This is a genomic window from Variovorax sp. Root473 (genome assembly GCF_001426505.1).
Classification (GTDB): Bacteria; Pseudomonadota; Gammaproteobacteria; order Burkholderiales; family Burkholderiaceae_C; genus Variovorax.
The window spans coordinates 895,919-912,844 of record NZ_LMEV01000017.1 but is presented as its reverse complement, the minus strand read 5'-3'; the positions used below and the strand labels follow the sequence as shown (position 1 = coordinate 912,844).

The following is a 16,926-nucleotide window of genomic DNA, read 5'->3' as shown; positions in this document are numbered from 1 at the left end:
TGCTCAGGGCTCGGCGTCGGGCGACTGCGAAGGCTGTGCGCGCTGGAAGGCGTCGAGCTTCATGCAGGCGTCGAAGGCGGCCATGGTGCGCGGCAGGCCGCTGAAGTCGCAGTCGAAGCGGCGGCCGTTGAAGATCTGCGGCACGAGGCAGCAGTCGGCCATGGTCGGCGTGTCGCCCCAGCAGAAGGTGCCGCCCGGGTGCTGTGCGAGCTGGCGCTCGAACGACAGCAGGCCTTCGCGCACCCAGTGGCGATACCAGGTGTTTTTGGCTTCGTCATCGACCTTCAGTTCCTTCACGAGGTACTTGAGTACGCGCAGGTTGTTCAGCGGATGGATCTCGCAGGCGATCGATTGCGCCAGTGCGCGCACGTGGGCGCGGCCCACCGGGTCGGTCGGCAGCAGCGCCGGCTCGGGGTGCACTTCGTCGAGGTATTCGATGATGGCCATCGACTGCGAGAAGCGCTCGCCCTCGTCTTCGAGCATCGGCACGAGCATGTCTGCCGAAATCGCAGAGAAGGGGCCGGTGCGATGGTCGCCGCGCGCGATGTGCACGGGCACGTAGTCGTAGTCCAGGCCCTTGAGGTTCAGGGCGATGCGCACACGGAACGAGGCGGAGGAGCGGAAGTAGTTATGCAGCTTCATGATTTCTCGAGGATAGCGCCCCTGGATTTCACCTTCAGGAGCGGGGTGTGGCCGGGAGCACGCAGCGCAAGTCGTGCAGCCCGGCGTCGGGGTTTTCCTGCTGCCATGCGTCGAGCACCGCGCGCGCCGCGGCTTCTTCGCGCGAGGCGATGCCCAGGCGCCACGGCCCGAGCGTGCCCGGCGCCTCGTCGGCACCGTGGTTGTGGCGGCCCTCGCCGAAGGGGCGGCCTTCGGAGCAGGCGCGGCAGAGCATTTCCATGCTGTCGGTCCAGTTCTCGGCAAAGCCGTCCGCGGCCTTGAAGCGCTGCACCAGGGCCTCGATGTCTTCCGAGCTCACGCCTTCCACCAAGACCTCGTAGGTCGCGTATTCCGACGGCGCGATCAGTTCGAGCGCATCGAACACAGGCACCTCGCGTTCGCCGCGCAGCCGGTAGCCGTTGGGCGCGCCGTCGTGCAGCACGAGGTCGCCGTAGCGGTGGCCGCAGGCGGGCGTGGGCACGTTGCGCAGGATGGCGCGTGCCGGGTCGATGCGGTCGGCCCACACCACCTCGGTGCCCTCGTCGCCGTGCACGCGGATCGGCGTGAGCCCGACGAAATAGTCGATCGGACCTTCGCCGTCGGGTATGCCGATGCCGTACTGCCGCCACGCGCGCCGCGCCGTGGGCCAGTCGCCCAGCGCGGTGGCCGCGATGCCCAGGTTCCACAGCGCGCCTTCGTGGCGCGGCTCGCACTGCACGGCACGGGCATTGGCCTGCAACGAGGCGACCCAGTCGCCGCGGTATTTGTGGATGAGCCCGGCGTTGTACCAGGGCGCCGACCAGTAGGGATGGATGGCGCTGGCCTGCGCGTAAGCGGCCAGGGCGCCGTCCTGATCGCCGGCATCGTCGCGTTCGCGACCGAGTTCGTTGAAGGCGGTGGCCTTGCCGGCTTTGCCGAGTCGGATGGGCATGGTGAAACGAGGAGAAAGAGAGTCGGGAAAACGCGCGAAGGCGCCTATTGTGGGCCGCCGCAAAATCCCGACTCCGGCGTGCCGGCAAGCACGTGCCGCCTCTGGCACACTGCCGGTCTCCCCTCCCGTTTCGCTGAAAAAGGACACCTTTCCATGGCCTCCGAGTTTGTTTTTGCCCCGCCCGCCACCGTTTCGGTGCCGGTCGTCGGTCAGCCCGCCCGCTTTCCGGTGCATCGCATCTACTGCGTGGGCCGCAACTACGAAGATCACGCCAAGGAAATGGGCTTCACCGGCCGCGAGCCGCCCTTCTTCTTCATGAAGCCGGCCGATGCGCTGGTGACGGTCGATGCCGGCCAGACCGGCACCATGGCCTACCCCACGCTCACGAAGAACCTGCACCACGAGATCGAACTCGTTGTGGCCATTGGCACCGGCGGCAAGAACATCTTGGCCGCCGACGCCCACAAGCACATCTACGGCTACGCCGTCGGCCTGGACATGACGCGCCGCGACCTGCAGAACGACATGAAGAAGCAGGGCCGCCCCTGGGACATCGGCAAGAGCTTCGAGCAGAGCGCGCCCATCGGCCCGATCGTGCCGGTCGCCCAGGCCGGCAACGCGGAGCAGGCCGAAATTTCTCTGCAGGTGAATGGCACCGACCGCCAGCGCAGCACCGTGAGCAAGCTGATCTGGAACGTGGCCGAGACCATCGAGCACCTGTCGGCGGCCTGGGAGCTGCTGCCCGGCGACCTGATCTTCACGGGCACGCCCGAGGGCGTTGCGGCCGTGGTGGCCGGCGACACGCTGGTGGGCCAGGTGGCCGGCCTGCCCGCGCTGACCGTGAAGATCGCCTGACGCCCGCGCGGTCCGCTTCATGCTCCTTCGCGTACCCATCAAGCATTGCAAGAACTGCGGCACGGCGGTGGTCTACCGCGTGCCGGACGACGGCGACACCAAGCAGCGCGCCGTCTGCCCGGCCTGCCACACGGTCCACTACGAGAACCCGCTGAACGTGGTCGGCACCATCCCCGTGCTGGGCGACAGGGTGCTGCTGTGCAAGCGCAACATCGAGCCGCGCTGGGGCAAGTGGACGCTGCCCGCGGGCTTCATGGAGCTTGAGGAAACCACCGCCGAAGGCGCGGCCCGCGAGACCAGCGAAGAGGCCGGTGCCAACTTCGAGATGCAGGGCCTGTTCGCCATGATCAGCGTCGTGCGCGTGGGCCAGGTGCATCTGTTCTACCGCGCCCGCCTGCTCGACGACCGCTTCGACCCCGGCCACGAAACCATCGAGGCGCGCCTGTTCGCCGAGGAAGAAATTCCCTGGGACGAGATCGCCTTTCGCACCGTGCGCCAGGCGCTCGAACACTTCTTCGAAGACCGCAAGCGCGGCAGTTTCGACCGCGTGCACGAACTCAGCATCGTTTGAAAAATTTCCCCATGCTCAAGACCCTGCGCGCCACCCTCCTCTGTGGCGCTAGCCTCGGCTTTGCATTCGCGGCCTCGGCGGCCAAGGCGGAGACGGTCGGCGAGGTCGACACCGCCTTCAAGCTCATCGGCCCCGACCACAAGATCGTGATCGAGGCCTACGACGACCCCAAGGTCAGCGGTGTCACCTGCTATGTCTCGCGCGCCAGGACCGGCGGCATCGCGGGTGCATTCGGCGTGGCGGAAGACAAGGCCGAGGCGTCCATTGCCTGCCGCCAGGTCGGCCCGGTGAGCATCACGCAGCCGCTGCCCAAGCGCGAGGAGGTCTACACCGAACGCCTGTCGGTGCTCTTCAAGCGCCTGCGCGTGGTGCGCATGGTCGACCCCAAGCGCAACACGCTGGTCTACCTGACCTACTCCGACCTGCTGATCGACGGCTCGCCCAAGAACAGCGTCACGGCCGTGCCGGTCGACCGCGGCACGCCGATTCCGCTCAAGTGAGGGGCTGCTGAAGGGCTCGGCTTGCGAGTTTGCTAGCATCGTCCGGCCGGTCCGGTCCGCGGATTCGGCCTCCGACGGAACCCTCCGCACCGAATCCGTTCCAACAGCGCCATGCACCTTCAGACTATTGTTTTCCGCACCGCCGCCACGCTCCTCGTGGCCGGGGGCATCGCCGCCTGCACCACGACCGGACTTCCGCCGCAGCAGCCGCTTCCCGGTCCGAGCGCCGCGCCGCAGCCGCCACGCCAGGCGCTGTTCATCCGCCCTGCTGCCGGCACCACCATCGGGCGCTTCGACGGCGTGCGCAACAAGGGCCTGGACATCGCCGGTACCCTGGGCGACCCCATCGTGGCATCGGCCGACGGGCGCGTGGTGTACGTGGGCGGCGAGTTGCGCGCCTACGGCAACATGGTCATCGTGAAGCACAACGAAACCTTCCTCACGGCCTACGCCCACGCGAAGACCATCCTCGTGAAGGAAGGCGCCGTGGTGCGCCAGGGCCAGAAGATCGCCGAAATGGGCAACAGCGAATCCGACCGCGTGAAGCTGCACTTCGAGATCCGCAAGAACGGCACCGCCGTCGATCCCGAGCCGTACCTCAACGGCCGTTTGCAGCAGTAAACGTAAAAGCCGTTACAGCAGGCTTTCGGGCACCAGCGGCGCCAGCAGCTCCAGCCGCCAGCGGGCCCAGAAATGGGTTTCGGGCTCGGTGTGCAGGATGGTGTCCGCCGCATCGCCCGTTGCCGGGCTCACCCACTCGATGCCGCCGCGCGGCCCCAGCTGCAGCTGGTAGGCACCGTCCAGCCGCATGAAGCCGATCAGGCTCGTGAGCTGCTGCGCGACCTGCGGGCTGAAGATGAACAGGCCGATCTCGGTGTTGTGCAGCGCCGAGCGCGGGTCGAAGTTCATCGAGCCGACGAACACCACCTGCCGATCGATCACGGCCGACTTGCCGTGCAGCCGCCCGCTGGCCGAGCCGTAGATGCCGAAGCGCTTCGTCTGCTCCACGCGCTTGGGGCTGAGCTCGTACAGCGCCACGCCCAGGCGCAGCATCTGCGCGCGGTAGCGCCGATAGCCGATGTGCACCAGCGACTCGTCGGTGGCCGCCAACGAATTGGTGACGATGGTGTAGCCCACGCCGTTGCCGCGCACGATCCGCATCGTCTCCATGCCGCCACGCCCGGGGATCAGGTACGGCGTGGTCAGCAGCACCTCGTGCTGCGCGCCGCGCAGGTAGCGCTGCACGTTGTAGAGCACGCTGTCGGTGGCCTGGTCGGCGGGCAGCCCGCGCCCTTCTTCGGTGGGCGCGAGCGCCTTGGCGGGCGCGTCGGCGTAGGCCTCGGCACGCGCCCAGCTCAGCGAGAGCTTGCCGGCATCGAGGTCCCTGGCCAGCGGGTTGTTGCCCAGCAGGTCGGTCGATTCGGGCGCTTCGGGATGCAGCGTCTCGGGCCCGGTCGTGAGCCGGTCGAAGCGCTCGCGCAGCGCCTGCGCCGACTCGCCGCCGCGCGGCACCAGTGACTCGATGGGGTACACGTACGGGCTGTTCCAGTACATGTCGAACAGCGACGACAAGCGCGGCACCACGGCGCCGGCCACCAGCGTGTCGATGTCGATGAAGTTGGAGCCGCCGTCGCGCAGGAAGTACTCGTTGGCGATGTTGCGCCCGCCCATGACCGCCATCGTGTTGTCGACCACGAACAGCTTGTTGTGCATGCGGCGGTGCACGCGGTCGAAGTCCAGGATCGACCACGCCCAGCGCGTGCCGAAGCGCGAACGCCCGGCCGGGAACGGATTGAACAGGCGCACCTCCACATTCGGGTGCGAGGCAAAGCTGGTGAACAGCGGGTCGGCTCCCGCGGTGTACAGGTCGTCCACCAGGAGCCGCACGCGCACGCCGCGGTCGGCCGCGTCGCGCAGCGTGCGCAGCAGGTAGCGGCCGGTCTCGTCGTTCTGCACGAGGTAGTACTGCACATCGATGGATCGCTGCGCGCGGCGCGCCAGCTCGATGCGCGCGTGCAGCGAGAACTGCGGCATCGGCAGCAGGCGGAAGCCGCTGAGCGGCTCGCCCGGGGGGGCGGCGGCGCGCACCAGTCGGCCCAGCGCGGTGTCCGCGTCATGGGCGATGGCACTCGAGGGTTTGCGCACCACCTCGGTTGGCAGGCCGGCGCAACCGGCGAGCACAAGCAGCGCCAAGCCGCACAGCATCCAGGCGAACCACCGGGCGCGCGGCACGTCAGCCCGGGGGAACAGGTTGCGCATGAACGACAGGAAATAGGGAGGACAAGGGCACGGGAGCAAAGGTGAAAAAACGCCGCTGCCGCGCGGCGCGATGCGCGACCGCGCCCACGGGTGGCGGTTTCTACCATGCGCGGCACCCGCGCGCTTTCGCGTTTTCAATGGCCCGTCGGCGCTGAGTCAATGTCCGGTCAGTGCTCGCGCTCGGGCGACCACTGCCGCACGAAATGCGCCGCGCGCACGTTCGCGCGCGCCACGGCCGAGTCCCACGACAGCTGCTGGGTGATGACCAGCGCGCAGCGCGGAATGCCGTCCAGGCTCAGCGCCGCGATGCCGGCGTAGGTGCCTTTCGGGGTGCGGGTGAGTTCGAACCATCCCGTCCAGCCCCCTGGCATATGGAGATCAAGGCGGGCGGTGTCCATGATGAATTCATCATAGGCCTTTAGTTTTCAATTTAAAACACTGGATACAAAAGCAATGCACGAAAACGGTCCGCCCCGCACGGCCCGTGCCCACGCCATCACGCCCTCACCGTGACCGAGCAACGCGAGACATGCCAGGTCCTGTGACGAAGGACGAATTGCAGGCGCCGGGCCGGGGCCAGGTACTGCTTTGACACTCGGAATGCCAGTGACGCCTTGTGACAGCTTGCCTGCATTGCAGGCCGGCGACCCTGGTCCGCACGGCCCCTGTCGCTGGCGACAATGCCCCCATGACGTTCGACCTCTTCGACGCCCCGCCGCGCGCTGCGCGCGAGCCGATCGGCCCGGCCGCCTTCGTGCTGCCGGGCTTTGCGCTGCCGCGCGCCGACGCGCTGCTCGACGCCATCGACGGCGTGGCGGCGCGCGCGCCGTTCCGCCACCTGGTCACGCCGGGCGGCTTCACGATGTCGGTCGCGCTCACCAACTGCGGCGCGCTCGGCTGGACCAGCGACCGGCGCGGCTACCGCTACAGCGCGGTCGATCCCGACAGCGGCGCGCCGTGGCCTGCGATGCCCGAGGCCTTCGCGCAGCTCGCGCGCGACGCGGCGGCGCTGGCGGGCTTCGACGGCTTTGCGCCCGACGCCTGCCTGGTCAACCGCTACCAGCCGGGCAGCCGGCTCTCGCTGCACCAGGACCGCGACGAGCGCGACCACGGCGCGCCGATCGTGTCAGTGTCGCTGGGCATGCCGGCGGTGTTCCAGTTCGGCGGGCTCGCGCGCAGCGACAAGACGGTGCGCATTCCGTTGGCCCACGGCGACGTGGTGGTGTGGGGCGGCGTGGACCGGCTGCGCTTTCATGGCGTGTTGCCGCTCAAGGACGCACCGCATCCGCTGGAGGCGCAGCTCGGTGCGCAGCGCATCAACCTCACGTTCCGCAGGGCCGGCTGACGCGCACGCATGACAGACACGACGACCACGTCACCCGAATCCCCCGGCCGCGCGATCCGCGCGCTCTACGCCGCGCTGTGGCACTTCGCCGCCGGCGCGCGCGCGCAACTTCTTGGCGCCACCGCGCTGCTCGCGAGTTCGCAGCTGATCCGCCTCACGCTGCCCTACCTCGCGGGCCAGGCCATCAATGCATTGCAACGCGGCGACCTGCCGATGGCCGGCCGCTGGATCGCCACGCTCGCGGCCGTGTACGTCGGCGCGTGGGCGCTGCACGGGCCGGGCCGCATCCTGGAGCGCAACGTGGGTCTCAAGGTGCGCGAGACGCTGGCCGACCAGCTCTATGCGCGCATCGCCGCCGCGCCGCTCGCCTGGCACGACAGCCATCACTCGGGCGAGCTGCAGCACCGTGTGCACCAGGCCAGCCGTGCGCTCGCCGATTTCGCGCAGAACCAGTTCATCTGGCTCACCAACGCCGTGAACTTCGTCGGGCCACTGGTGGCGCTGGCGCTGCTGTCGCGCACCAGCGGCGTGACGGCGCTCGCGGGCTATGTGCTGATCGGCGTGGTGATCGTGCGCATCGACCGCGCGCTCATGAAGCTCGCGCGCGCCGAGAACGACGCCGACCGCCGCTACGTGGCCGCGCTGCTCGACTTCCTGGGCAACGCTTCGACCGTGATCGGCCTGCGGCTGCAGGGCGCGTCGCGCCTGTTGCTGCGCCGTCGCATGGCGGCCGTGTCGCTGCCGTTGAAGCGCACCGTGGTGCTCAACGAAGGCAAGTGGTTCGCGGTCGACCTGATGGGGCTGGCACTGACCTGGGGCCTGGTGGTGATCTATGTGTGGCAGGCGCGCGCGCCGGGCCAGGCCGTGATGCTGGGCGCGGTGTTCATGATCTACCAGTACGCGCAGCAGGCGGCGGGCGTCGTCACGTCGGTCGCCGCCAACTTCAGTTTCTTTGCGCGCATGCACACCGACTACAGCAGCGCCGAGCCGATCTGGCGCGCGCCGGCGAGCGCCACGCTCGAGGCTCCACCCGAGGAAGTGCCGGCGCATGAACGCATCGATGCAGCAACGCCGTGGACGCAGCTGCAGGTCGACCAGTTGCAATGGCGCTACGCCCCGCGTGGCACCGCTGCGGACGACCCCGCGACACCGACGCGCAGCGGCCTGCACGACGTGGCACTCTCGCTGCGCCGGGGCCAGCGTGTGGCGCTGGTGGGCCCCAGCGGCGGCGGCAAGAGCACGCTGCTGCGCGTGCTGGCCGGGCTGTATGCGCCGCACGGCGGCACGCTCGCGCTCGACGGCGTGCCGACCGACTGGGCGCGGCTGCGCCAGCTCGCCACGCTGATCCCGCAGGAGACCGAGCTGTTCGAGGCCAGCGTGCGCGAGAACCTGGCCTTCGGCCGCCCCTGCGACGACGAGCGCCTGCGCACCGCGCTGCACACGAGCACCTTCGACGAGGTGCTGCAGGCCACGCGCGGCGACCTCGACAGCGCGATCTCGGAACGCGGCTTCAACCTGTCGGGCGGACAGCGCCAGCGGCTGTGCCTGGCGCGCGGCGTGCTCGCGGCCGAGGGCAGCTCGCTGCTGCTGCTCGACGAACCGACCAGCGCGCTCGACGCCGCCACCGAGGCGCGCGTGCTGGAGCGCCTGGCGGCGGCCTTTCCGCAGGCCTGCGTGATCGCGTCGGTGCACCGGCTGAGCCTGCTCGAGCGCTTCGACACGGTGATCCTCATGGAGACCGGCCACGTGCGCGACCACGGTCCGCGCGACGAGGTGCTGGCGCGCCAGCCGATGCTTCGGGAAGCGTCACGCGGTAACAAGCAGTAGGACCCCTCCTGCGCCAGAAGGCGGCTTTCGCACCCGCCGCGCTGGCATGTCTTCTGCAACAGTATCGGCATCCATTTGTTCACGTCTGGCCCGGCGAAGTCTTTTTACGCACCGGCTGCGTTCCAATCACATGGTCCTCCTTTCCGCGAGCGTTTCCCGCCTCATGCGTCCTGTCCGTGCCACCCGTACCTGCCTTTCGCTCGCCCTGCTCGGTGCCCTGCTGGGCCTGTCGGCCTGCACCACCGGCACCACCGCCGCCCAGCGGCTGGCCGCCGCGAGCAAGCCGCCGCCGACCGACTGTGTCGCCTGGGTCGGCGCCGACCGCAACGCGCGGGTGGGCGGCTACCTGCTGCCGCAGGCCGGCACCGCGGTGAACGCCGGCGGCCCGCGCGTTTGCGTGCCCGTGCTCATGAGCGCCTACCCCGTGCCCACCAATTACGCCGGCGGCGACTACCACGTGGGCCAGTTCACCGACGACCAGCTCAAGGCGCGCTGGCGCACCTGCAAGGCCGAGCCGGACTGCTTCGCGCGCGTGAATGCCCAGATGCAGCGCTGGCTGCCGCCCAACAAGGCGCGCGCCACGCGCGTGACCGGCGCGGTCGATCCGGCGGGCCGCATCGATGCCGACAACCCCAAGGTCGACCTGAAGCAGATCCGCCGGCCCGCTTTCTTCGCCAAGGCGCCGTACCGCGAAGGCATTGCCGAGGCCGACGCGCGCACCCACATCGTCGAGTTCACCGTGCCGCGCGACACCTTCGAGCGGCTCGACCTGAAGCTCAGCGACCCGATCAAGCTGCGCGGCTGGTACCTCGAAGGCGCGGGCGTGGACGATGGCCGTGGCCGCAAGGTGCGCGCCCTCGCGGTCATGGCGGCGGGCGGCGGCGGACAGCTCACGGCCATCCAGCATCCCGACGACGTGGCCTACCGCATCGACGCCGCCAGCGGCAAGGCCGTGCCGGTGTCGTTCCCCAACGGCACCACCGAGGCCATGGGCCAGCGCTGGTGGCGCGAGAACCTGCACGCGCTGAACCAGGCAGGCTTCGACGTGCTGGCCTATGACCGGCGCGGCGAAGGCCTGTCGGGCGGCGTGAGCGACACCAACACGCTGGAGCAAGGCGAAGACGTGTTCCGCGTGCTCGCGCAGCTCGAACACGGCCAGGGCCTGCGACTGCTCACGCCCTCGGGCCAGCAGCTCGAAGGCAATGCCGCGCGCGGGCGGCTGCTCGCGGGCCAGAAGGCCAGCGAGATTCCACTGGTGCTCGGCGGCTACTCCCGCGGCTCGATGTCGACCGCCTGGGCCATGACCCGCAACTACGTGGCCGCCTGCAGCTTCGACATGCCCGTGCCCCACTGCACGCCGGCGCGCGGCTGGCGCAACATCCGCGGCGCCATCCTGCTGTCGTCGTTCGCCAGCGGCGCGGGCTACCTGCCCGATGCGCCCGACCTGGCCGACCGCAACCTGTTCCTGGGCGGCATGGCGGCGGAGCACCACATCCTTTTCTATCCGAACTCCGCCACGCTCGCGGGCATGGACCGCTGGCCCGCCGCCTTCTTCGGCAAGGGCCTGTGGGACCGCGCCGAATCGCTCGAAGGCACCGTGGCCGCCTACAACCGCATCCGCGGCGTGAAGGAGATCGTGCTCTCGCGCGGCCCGCACGCCATCGAGACCTGGCCCGAGTCCGAACGGCGCTACCTGCGCGAGCGCATGGTGGCCTACGCCAAAGCCGTGATCGTCGGCGGGCGCACCGTGCCGGGCGCGCGGCCGTGGAAAGATTTCAAGTCGCTGGTCGCCACCACGCCCGATGTGTGGGAGCCGTCGTCGCGCCCGGGCACGGGCCCCGGTCGACAGCCCTGACAGGGGCAGCCGGCCGCCACAATGGCGACCATGGACCTGCTCAAGACCCTCGGCCTCTTCATGGCGACCGCGCTCGCGGAAATCGTCGGCTGCTACCTGCCCTACCTGTGGCTCCGGCAGAACCAGTCGATCTGGCTGCTGGTGCCTGCGGCGCTGAGCCTGGCGCTCTTCGCCTGGCTGCTCTCGCTGCACCCGACCGCTGCCGGCCGTGTGTATGCGGCCTACGGCGGGGTCTACATCGGCGTGGCGATCATGTGGCTGTGGGCCGTGGACAAGGTGACGCCGTCGACCAGCGACTGGGTCGGCGTGGCCGTGTGCTTCGTCGGCATGGGCATCATCATGTTCGGGCCGCGCAGCGCGGGTTGATGGCTTCGTGTTCACCATGAATCTCCGGGACTGGGCACGCCGCATCAAGCGCGATGCCGTCACCCTCTGGTTCGCCTGTCGCGACCCCGCCACACCGTGGCTGCCGAAGGCACTGTGCTGGTTCACGGTGGCCTACGCGCTGAGCCCCATCGACCTGATTCCCGACTTCATTCCCGTGCTCGGCTACCTCGACGACGTGCTGCTGCTGCCGGCGCTGATCTGGCTCGCGGTGCGTCTGCTGCCGGCCGAGGTCATCGCACGCAGCCGCGTGCGGGCCGAGGAGTGGATGGCGCGCACCGGCAGCAAGCCGACGAGCAGGACCGGCATGGCCCTGGTCATCGGCATCTGGGTGCTCGTCGCGGCGGGGCTGGCCTGGTGGCTCTGGCCGCGCTGACATCAACTCAACCTCGTCACAAGGAGCCGACGTGTTCTCCCATGTCTTCTTCAGCGTCTGCGATTTCGACCGCGCCCTCGCCTTCTACGACGCCGTGATGGACGGCCTCGGCCTGGAGCGTCGCTTCTGCGACCCCGCCAGGCCCTGGGCGGGCTGGCACAGCGCAGGTCGTGCACGGCCCTTCTTCGTGATCTGCAAGCCCTACGACGGCCAGCCGCACGACGCAGGCAACGGCCAGATGGCGGCGTTCACCGCGACTGCCCGCGCGATGGTCGATGCGGTGCACCGCACCGCGCTCGCACATGGCGGCACCTGCGAAGGCCCGCCGGGGCTGCGCACGCATTACCACCCGAACTACTACGGCGCGTACTTCCGCGACCCGGACGGCAACAAGCTGTGCGTCGTGTGCCACGACGCGGAAGGCTGAGCCTCGTTCAGCCGGCGCGGCTGCGCGACCCCTTGCGCGGGCTCTCGGTGCGCGCCACGCGCGCGGCCTCGGCAGCGGCGTTCACCTGCTCGATCCACAACAGCGCATCGACGTGCGCCATGAAGCGCTGCAGGTACTGCGGCGACAGGTCGCGCATCAGCGTGAGCGCGCGCTGCACGAGGTGGTGCGTGTTGAGCGGGCCGGCGTTCTTCGGCACCTTGGCGAGCGATTGCGTCACGCGCTGGTCGGCGGCGAGCTTCGACCAGGTGCTGCGGAAGTAGCTCAGCGTCTTGAGCTCGGGCGCGGTCGACAGGCTGGGCACGGCATCGTCGTCGGTCGCCGCCTTCGCATCCGTCGGGGGCTGCAGCGGCGCGAGTTGGGCGATGTGCGCCATCAGCTCCGCCAGCGCGGTGTGCAGCGGCGCTTGTGCCGGCGTTTCCAGCTCGGGCACGACCTTGTCGAGATCGGCACGGTAGGCCGCCATGAGGCTCACCAGCCGCGCGTCGAGCAGGCGCCGCGCCTCGCCCTCGTGCGCCGCCGCGCGCTGGGCCATCGCCTCGATGAAGCGGAAGCGCACGGGGTCGAAGCGGTCGTCGCCACGCGCGCGCCAGGCGTCGAGCGCCGCCGCCGCATCAACGTGATCGTCGGGCGCTGTGTGGTCGTTACTCACGGGGCTTCGCAGCGTCGGGCGCGTTCTTGGGCCGGGGCGTCGGCGCCATCTCCACGCGGCGGTTCTTCGCGCGGCCCTCGGCGTCGCGGTTCGAGGCCACGGCCTGCTCGGCGCCGAACGCGGCCGCAAACACCGACGACGAGGGCACGCCCTCCTCGATCAGCGCGCGCGTCACGGTGAGCGCGCGCTGGGCCGACAGCTCCCAGTTGTCGGCGAACAGGCGCGCGCCGTCGCGCATCTGCCGGTCGTCGGTGAAGCCGCTCACCATGAGGATCTCGTCGCGCGCCTTGAGGTAGGCGCCGAGAGGACCGGCCAGGCTTTTCAGCAACTGGCGGCCGCCGGGTTGCAGGTCGGCGGAGTTGAAGGCAAACAGCACGCTGCCGCTGATGCCGATGCGGCCGTTGTTGAGCGTCACGCGGCCGGCGGCGAGCGGGCCGGCCAGCGCCTGTTCGAGCGCCTCGCGGCGCTGCGATTCGGCGCGGCGCTGCTGCACCTCGGTTTCGAGGCGGCTTGCGAGGTCCAGCTGCATGCCGAGCACGCACACCAGGATCAGCACGAACGCGCCCAGCATGCCCGCCATCAGGTCGCCAAACACCGCCCACACCGGGACGGTCGGCTCCAGGCCGGCGTCCAGGTCGATCTCGTCGCGTACCACGTCAGGCCTCGCTGCCCACGGCCGTCTGGCGGCTTGCGAACTGCTGCAGGTCTTCGACGATCTGCTTTTGCGACATGATGCTCAGGTCGATCACCTCGCGCGCCTGCGCCACGTAGTAGGCCAGTTGCTCGTCGCTGCGTGCGAGCGACTTGCCCAGCGCGCCTTCGATGCGCTGCAGGTGCGCCACCAGCTTGTCGTTCGATTCGCCGAAGCGCTGCACGGCAAAGCCGAAGGCCTCGCCCAGGCTTGCCACCTCGACCGCGCCGCCGGTGATCTGCGCGGCGATGCCGGCCATCTTCCCGGTCTCGCTCTCGACCTTCTCGGTGAAGCGGCTGCCCACGCGTTCCATCATGTCGGCCGAGGCCGTGACGAGCGCATCGATGGCGCTGCGCTGCTCGGTCGAGGCATGGTTCACCGCGCCCAGCAAGGTTTCGAGCGTGCCGAGGATGCGGCTGCGCTCTTCGAGCATGTCGTTGTCGCGCGCCATGCCGTCGGACAGCTTCTGGCGCAGCTCGGCGATCACGTCGGCCGCGGCCTTCGGTGCTTCGGCCGCCACCTGCAGCAGCTGCGCGACTTCGGCGACGGTCTGCTTGGCGTTGGCCTCGGCCTGCGCCGACATGTCGCGCACGGTCTGCGCGAGCGTCTCGCTCATCTGCTGCTGCTGGCTCAGGCTGTGCGCGCCGGCCTGCTGCCATTCCTTCTGCAGTGACGCGGCCATGGTCTCGAGCGACCCGCTCCAGGCCGCCAGGCGCTGGGCGTCGCGCGTGGCGAGTTCGGTCTGCAGGTTGGCATGCGCCTCGCGCACGGTGTCGAGCAGCGACGCGGCGGCGCGGGGTGCGTCCGATGCGGCCTGCAGCAGCTGCGCGACTTCGGCAACGGTCTGCTTCGCATGCGCCTCGGCCTGCGCCGACACGTCGCGCGCGGCCTGCGCCAGCGTGTCGCTCAGCTGCTGTTGCTGGCTCAGCATGTGCGCGCCGGCCTGCTGCCATTCCTTCTGCAGCGACGCGGCCATGGCTTCGAGCGACTGGCTCCAGGTCGCGAGGCGTTGTGCATCGCGCGCGGCCAGCTCGGTCTGCAGGCTGGTGTGCGCTTCGCCCACGGTGCGCAGCAGCGCGGCCGAATGCTGCTCGAACGTGGCGGCCGCGGCGGCGAGCGCCTGGTGCGAATCGCCCGACAGTTTTTCGCTCGCGCGCTGGTGCTGCGCGAGCGCATTGCCCCAGGTTTCGGACACGCTGCCCACGGTGCTTTCGAGGCGGGCGGACACGCCGTCGACCAGCGCAGCCGAGCGCTGCTCGAAGGTTTCGGCAAAGCGTTCGAGCGTGCCGCGCAGGTCGCTCGACAGCGCCCCGCTCACGCGCTCGTGTTCGGCCAGCGCGGCCTTCCAGGTGTCGGCGACGCCGGCGGTCGAGGCCTCGAAGCGGCCCGTGAGGCCTTCGAGCTGCCGTTCGACGGCCTGCGCCATGCCGCCTTGCAGCGCGGCGGCCTCGCGCGCGATGCCGGCCATGGCCGCCTCAACCACGGGCTGGATCGTCGCGCCAGCGATGCGGGCGGTGTCGGTGAGGCTGTCCTTCAGCGAGCGATCGACCGATGCGGCCAGGCCGCTGTACGCGGCCTCGGCCTTCTCATGGAAGCTGTCCTGGCTGGCGACGAGGCGGTCGTTCTGCGCCTGGGTCTGGCGCTCCATCGCGGCCATCATCGTCTGCAGCTGGCCCACCAGCTCGGGCATGACCTTCGCCACGGGCTGGATGGTTTCACCCGCGATGCGGGCGCTGTCCGCCAGACTGTCCTTCAGCGAGCGATCGACCGAGGCGGCCAGACCGCTGTACGCGGCTTCGGCCTTCTGGTGGAAGCTGTCCTGGCTGGCGACGAGGCGGTCGTTCTGCGACTGGCTCTGGCGCTCCAGCGCAGCCATCATCGTCTGCAGCTGGCCGACCAGCTCGGGCATCACCTTCGCCACGGGCTGGATGGTTTCGCCGGCGATGCGGGCGCTGTCGGCCAGGCTGTCCTTCAGCGAGCGATCGACCGAGGCGGCGAGCCCCGTGTAGGCGGCCTCGGTCTTCTGGTGGAAGTTGTCCTGGCTGGCGACGAGGCGTTCGTTGAGCGACTGGCTCTGGCGGTCCATCGCGGCCACCATGGCCTGCAGCTGGTCGACCAGCGCGGGCATCGCGTGCGCCTGCTGCTGCATGAGCTTGAACGACTCTTCGCGGCGATGCGCCAGCGAATGGCCGCGCAGCGACGTGGCGATGAGCGTGTCGAGCGCCTGCCCGGCCAGCAGGCGTTCGCGCCGGCACAGCGCCGAGGCCAGGCCCAACATGGCCGATGCGGCCACGCCCGCCACCGAGGTGCCGAAGGCCAGGCCCAGGCCGCGCACGGGCGCCGACAGCGAGTTGCGGATGGCCTGCACGTCGGTCGCGCTTTCGAGCGCCAGCCCCGTGCCATTGAGCGTGACCACCATGCCCAGGAACGTGCCCAGCATGCCCAGCAGCACCAGCAGGCCCGCGAGGTACGGCGTGAGCGCCGGGCCCGGCAGGCCGACGCGCTCGCCTTCGATGCGCAGGCGCACCGCATTGCGCAGCGAGGGGTGCAGGTTCGCGAGCCAATCGCCGAGGCTCGCCGGCGGCGCCGACAGGTCGTTCACCGCGCGCGACAGCGTGCCGGTGGCCTGCTGGAAGCGGTGCAGCTCCAGCGCACCCATCAGGTAGAACGCGCCGATCAGCGCCGTGATCACCAGGGCCAGCGGGTTGTGGCCGACGTAGCTGGCACCGACCCAGCACACGACGGCCAGGCCCGCGAGGAAGACGGCGTAATGGAAAAATCTGTTCATGGAAGCTTGTTGTCTCTTGTGGGGCTGCAGGCTAGCGATCGCGAAGGGCTTCGAGCAGGCCTTCGACCGGTTGCATGCGAATGTCCAGCTCGGCCCGCAGCACGCTTTGCATGTCGCGGCCGAACACGTTCAGCCAGCCGCCGGCGGCGGTCGGTGGCGGCTGGGGGGTGTCGGGGTTGGCGTCCTGCGTGGCCTGGGCGGCCTCACGCAAGCGCTTGAAATGTTTCTCCAGCAGCGACGGCACGCTCGCCAGCAGGCTGCGTTCGCGCGCGCCCACCACCTGTTCCAGGATGGCGTCCACCGCCGCGAGCCGGGCCAGCTCGGGCGAACGGGTCGCGAGCCGGGCCCGCAGGCGGGCGCGCAGCGGTTCGATGGCGGTTTCCATGGCCTGCTGCCGCGCGAAGTAGCGGCGGCGGTACGGCGGAAAGTCGTCGTTCGCGCCCGGCAGCACCGAGGCCACGCCGCCGTCGGCATTGCCCTTGGCCAGCGCGGCCTTCAGGCGCGCGCACTCCTGCGCCTCCTCGGTGCAGTCGGAACCCTGCGCGCCGGACACGGCGACGCCCAGATCGGAATCCAAAGCTGCAGACAAGGAGATGGCATCGGTCCAACTGAACCACTGACTCAAACGATCCGCGAGGGCTGGCCTGGATTCGGGAACGTCGGTGTCGCTCAATTGAGCGAGCAAGCGAGTGAGCGCCGAGCCGGTGAAGCCTGTGCGCCGTGACACTTGCACCATACCGAGAGAGGGGGAGAAAACCGGGCAGTTTACACCGGTGAACTGGGCCCT

18 protein-coding genes are annotated in these 16,926 nt (G+C 69.7%); 10 read left to right on the top strand and 8 right to left on the bottom strand.

What is annotated here, in order from left to right; translation table 11 throughout:
- Positions 1-3 precede the first annotated feature (3 nt).
- Both maiA and ASD34_RS17580 read right to left on the bottom strand, forming a co-directional pair.
- Positions 4-642: a maleylacetoacetate isomerase gene (maiA, locus tag ASD34_RS17585; protein ID WP_056579958.1), complete on the bottom strand. Its 639-nt coding sequence runs from the start codon at positions 640-642 to the stop codon at positions 4-6.
- Positions 643-676: 34 nt separating this feature from the next.
- Complete coding sequence (locus tag ASD34_RS17580; RefSeq protein ID WP_056579956.1) at positions 677-1,591, bottom strand: hypothetical protein; 915 nt, start codon at positions 1,589-1,591, stop codon at positions 677-679.
- A gap of 153 nt (positions 1,592-1,744) precedes the next feature.
- Between ASD34_RS17580 and ASD34_RS17575 the strand changes: the two genes are divergently transcribed.
- The 4 genes from ASD34_RS17575 (at position 1,745) to ASD34_RS17560 (ending at position 4,138) form a co-directional block, all read left to right on the top strand.
- Positions 1,745-2,446 (top strand): fumarylacetoacetate hydrolase family protein, encoded by a 702-nt coding sequence (locus ASD34_RS17575; RefSeq protein WP_056579953.1) that lies wholly within the window; start codon positions 1,745-1,747, stop codon positions 2,444-2,446.
- 19 nt (positions 2,447-2,465) lie between these two features.
- Positions 2,466-3,017: an NUDIX hydrolase gene (locus ASD34_RS17570; protein WP_056579951.1), complete on the top strand. Its 552-nt coding sequence runs from the start codon at positions 2,466-2,468 to the stop codon at positions 3,015-3,017.
- 11 nt (positions 3,018-3,028) lie between these two features.
- Positions 3,029-3,517 (top strand): CreA family protein, encoded by a 489-nt coding sequence (locus ASD34_RS17565; RefSeq protein WP_056579949.1) that lies wholly within the window; start codon positions 3,029-3,031, stop codon positions 3,515-3,517.
- 111 nt (positions 3,518-3,628) lie between these two features.
- Entirely contained in the window at positions 3,629-4,138 is a 510-nt protein-coding gene (locus tag ASD34_RS17560) for a murein hydrolase activator EnvC family protein (RefSeq protein ID WP_056579948.1), read from the top strand.
- Between the two features lie 12 nt (positions 4,139-4,150).
- On the opposite strand, the gene ASD34_RS17555 is transcribed toward ASD34_RS17560, so the two are convergent.
- Positions 4,151-5,776, bottom strand: a complete 1,626-nt coding sequence (locus tag ASD34_RS17555) for a phospholipase D family protein (RefSeq protein ID WP_056579946.1) — start codon at positions 5,774-5,776, stop codon at positions 4,151-4,153.
- Between the two features lie 167 nt (positions 5,777-5,943).
- Positions 5,944-6,174 (bottom strand): hypothetical protein, encoded by a 231-nt coding sequence (locus ASD34_RS17550; RefSeq protein WP_056579944.1) that lies wholly within the window; start codon positions 6,172-6,174, stop codon positions 5,944-5,946.
- Positions 6,175-6,464: 290 nt separating this feature from the next.
- Between ASD34_RS17550 and alkB the strand changes: the two genes are divergently transcribed.
- The 6 genes from alkB (at position 6,465) to ASD34_RS17520 (ending at position 11,990) form a co-directional block, all read left to right on the top strand.
- A complete protein-coding gene (gene alkB / locus ASD34_RS17545) occupies positions 6,465-7,121 on the top strand; it encodes a DNA oxidative demethylase AlkB (protein ID WP_056579942.1) in 657 nt (218 codons plus the stop codon).
- Between the two features lie 9 nt (positions 7,122-7,130).
- Positions 7,131-8,948: an ABC transporter ATP-binding protein gene (locus ASD34_RS17540; protein WP_056579939.1), complete on the top strand. Its 1,818-nt coding sequence runs from the start codon at positions 7,131-7,133 to the stop codon at positions 8,946-8,948.
- 163 nt (positions 8,949-9,111) lie between these two features.
- Positions 9,112-10,803, top strand: coding sequence for a hypothetical protein (locus ASD34_RS17535; protein WP_056579937.1), 1,692 nt, complete (start codon positions 9,112-9,114; stop codon positions 10,801-10,803).
- Between the two features lie 30 nt (positions 10,804-10,833).
- Positions 10,834-11,169 carry a YnfA family protein gene (locus ASD34_RS17530; protein ID WP_056579935.1) on the top strand — a complete coding sequence of 112 codons (336 nt, stop codon included), beginning with the start codon at positions 10,834-10,836 and terminating at the stop codon, positions 11,167-11,169.
- 16 nt (positions 11,170-11,185) lie between these two features.
- On the top strand, positions 11,186-11,563 hold the full coding sequence (locus ASD34_RS17525; RefSeq protein WP_056582477.1) for a YkvA family protein: 378 nt from the start codon (positions 11,186-11,188) through the stop codon (positions 11,561-11,563).
- Positions 11,564-11,594: 31 nt separating this feature from the next.
- Complete coding sequence (locus ASD34_RS17520; protein ID WP_056579932.1) at positions 11,595-11,990, top strand: VOC family protein; 396 nt, start codon at positions 11,595-11,597, stop codon at positions 11,988-11,990.
- Between the two features lie 7 nt (positions 11,991-11,997).
- Here ASD34_RS17520 and ASD34_RS17515 read toward each other — a convergent pair whose 3' ends face one another.
- The 4 genes from ASD34_RS17515 to ASD34_RS17500 are packed head-to-tail and all read right to left on the bottom strand — an operon-like array spanning position 11,998 to position 16,875.
- Complete coding sequence (locus ASD34_RS17515; RefSeq protein ID WP_056579930.1) at positions 11,998-12,660, bottom strand: DUF2894 domain-containing protein; 663 nt, start codon at positions 12,658-12,660, stop codon at positions 11,998-12,000.
- Entirely contained in the window at positions 12,653-13,315 is a 663-nt protein-coding gene (locus tag ASD34_RS17510) for an OmpA family protein (protein WP_056579928.1), read from the bottom strand. The genes ASD34_RS17515 and ASD34_RS17510 overlap by 8 nt, the downstream gene beginning before the upstream one ends.
- A gap of 1 nt (position 13,316) precedes the next feature.
- Complete coding sequence (locus ASD34_RS17505) at positions 13,317-16,139, bottom strand: DUF802 domain-containing protein (protein WP_056579926.1); 2,823 nt, start codon at positions 16,137-16,139, stop codon at positions 13,317-13,319.
- A gap of 31 nt (positions 16,140-16,170) precedes the next feature.
- Positions 16,171-16,875 (bottom strand): DUF3348 domain-containing protein, encoded by a 705-nt coding sequence (locus tag ASD34_RS17500; protein ID WP_056579924.1) that lies wholly within the window; start codon positions 16,873-16,875, stop codon positions 16,171-16,173.
- Positions 16,876-16,926 lie beyond the last annotated feature (51 nt).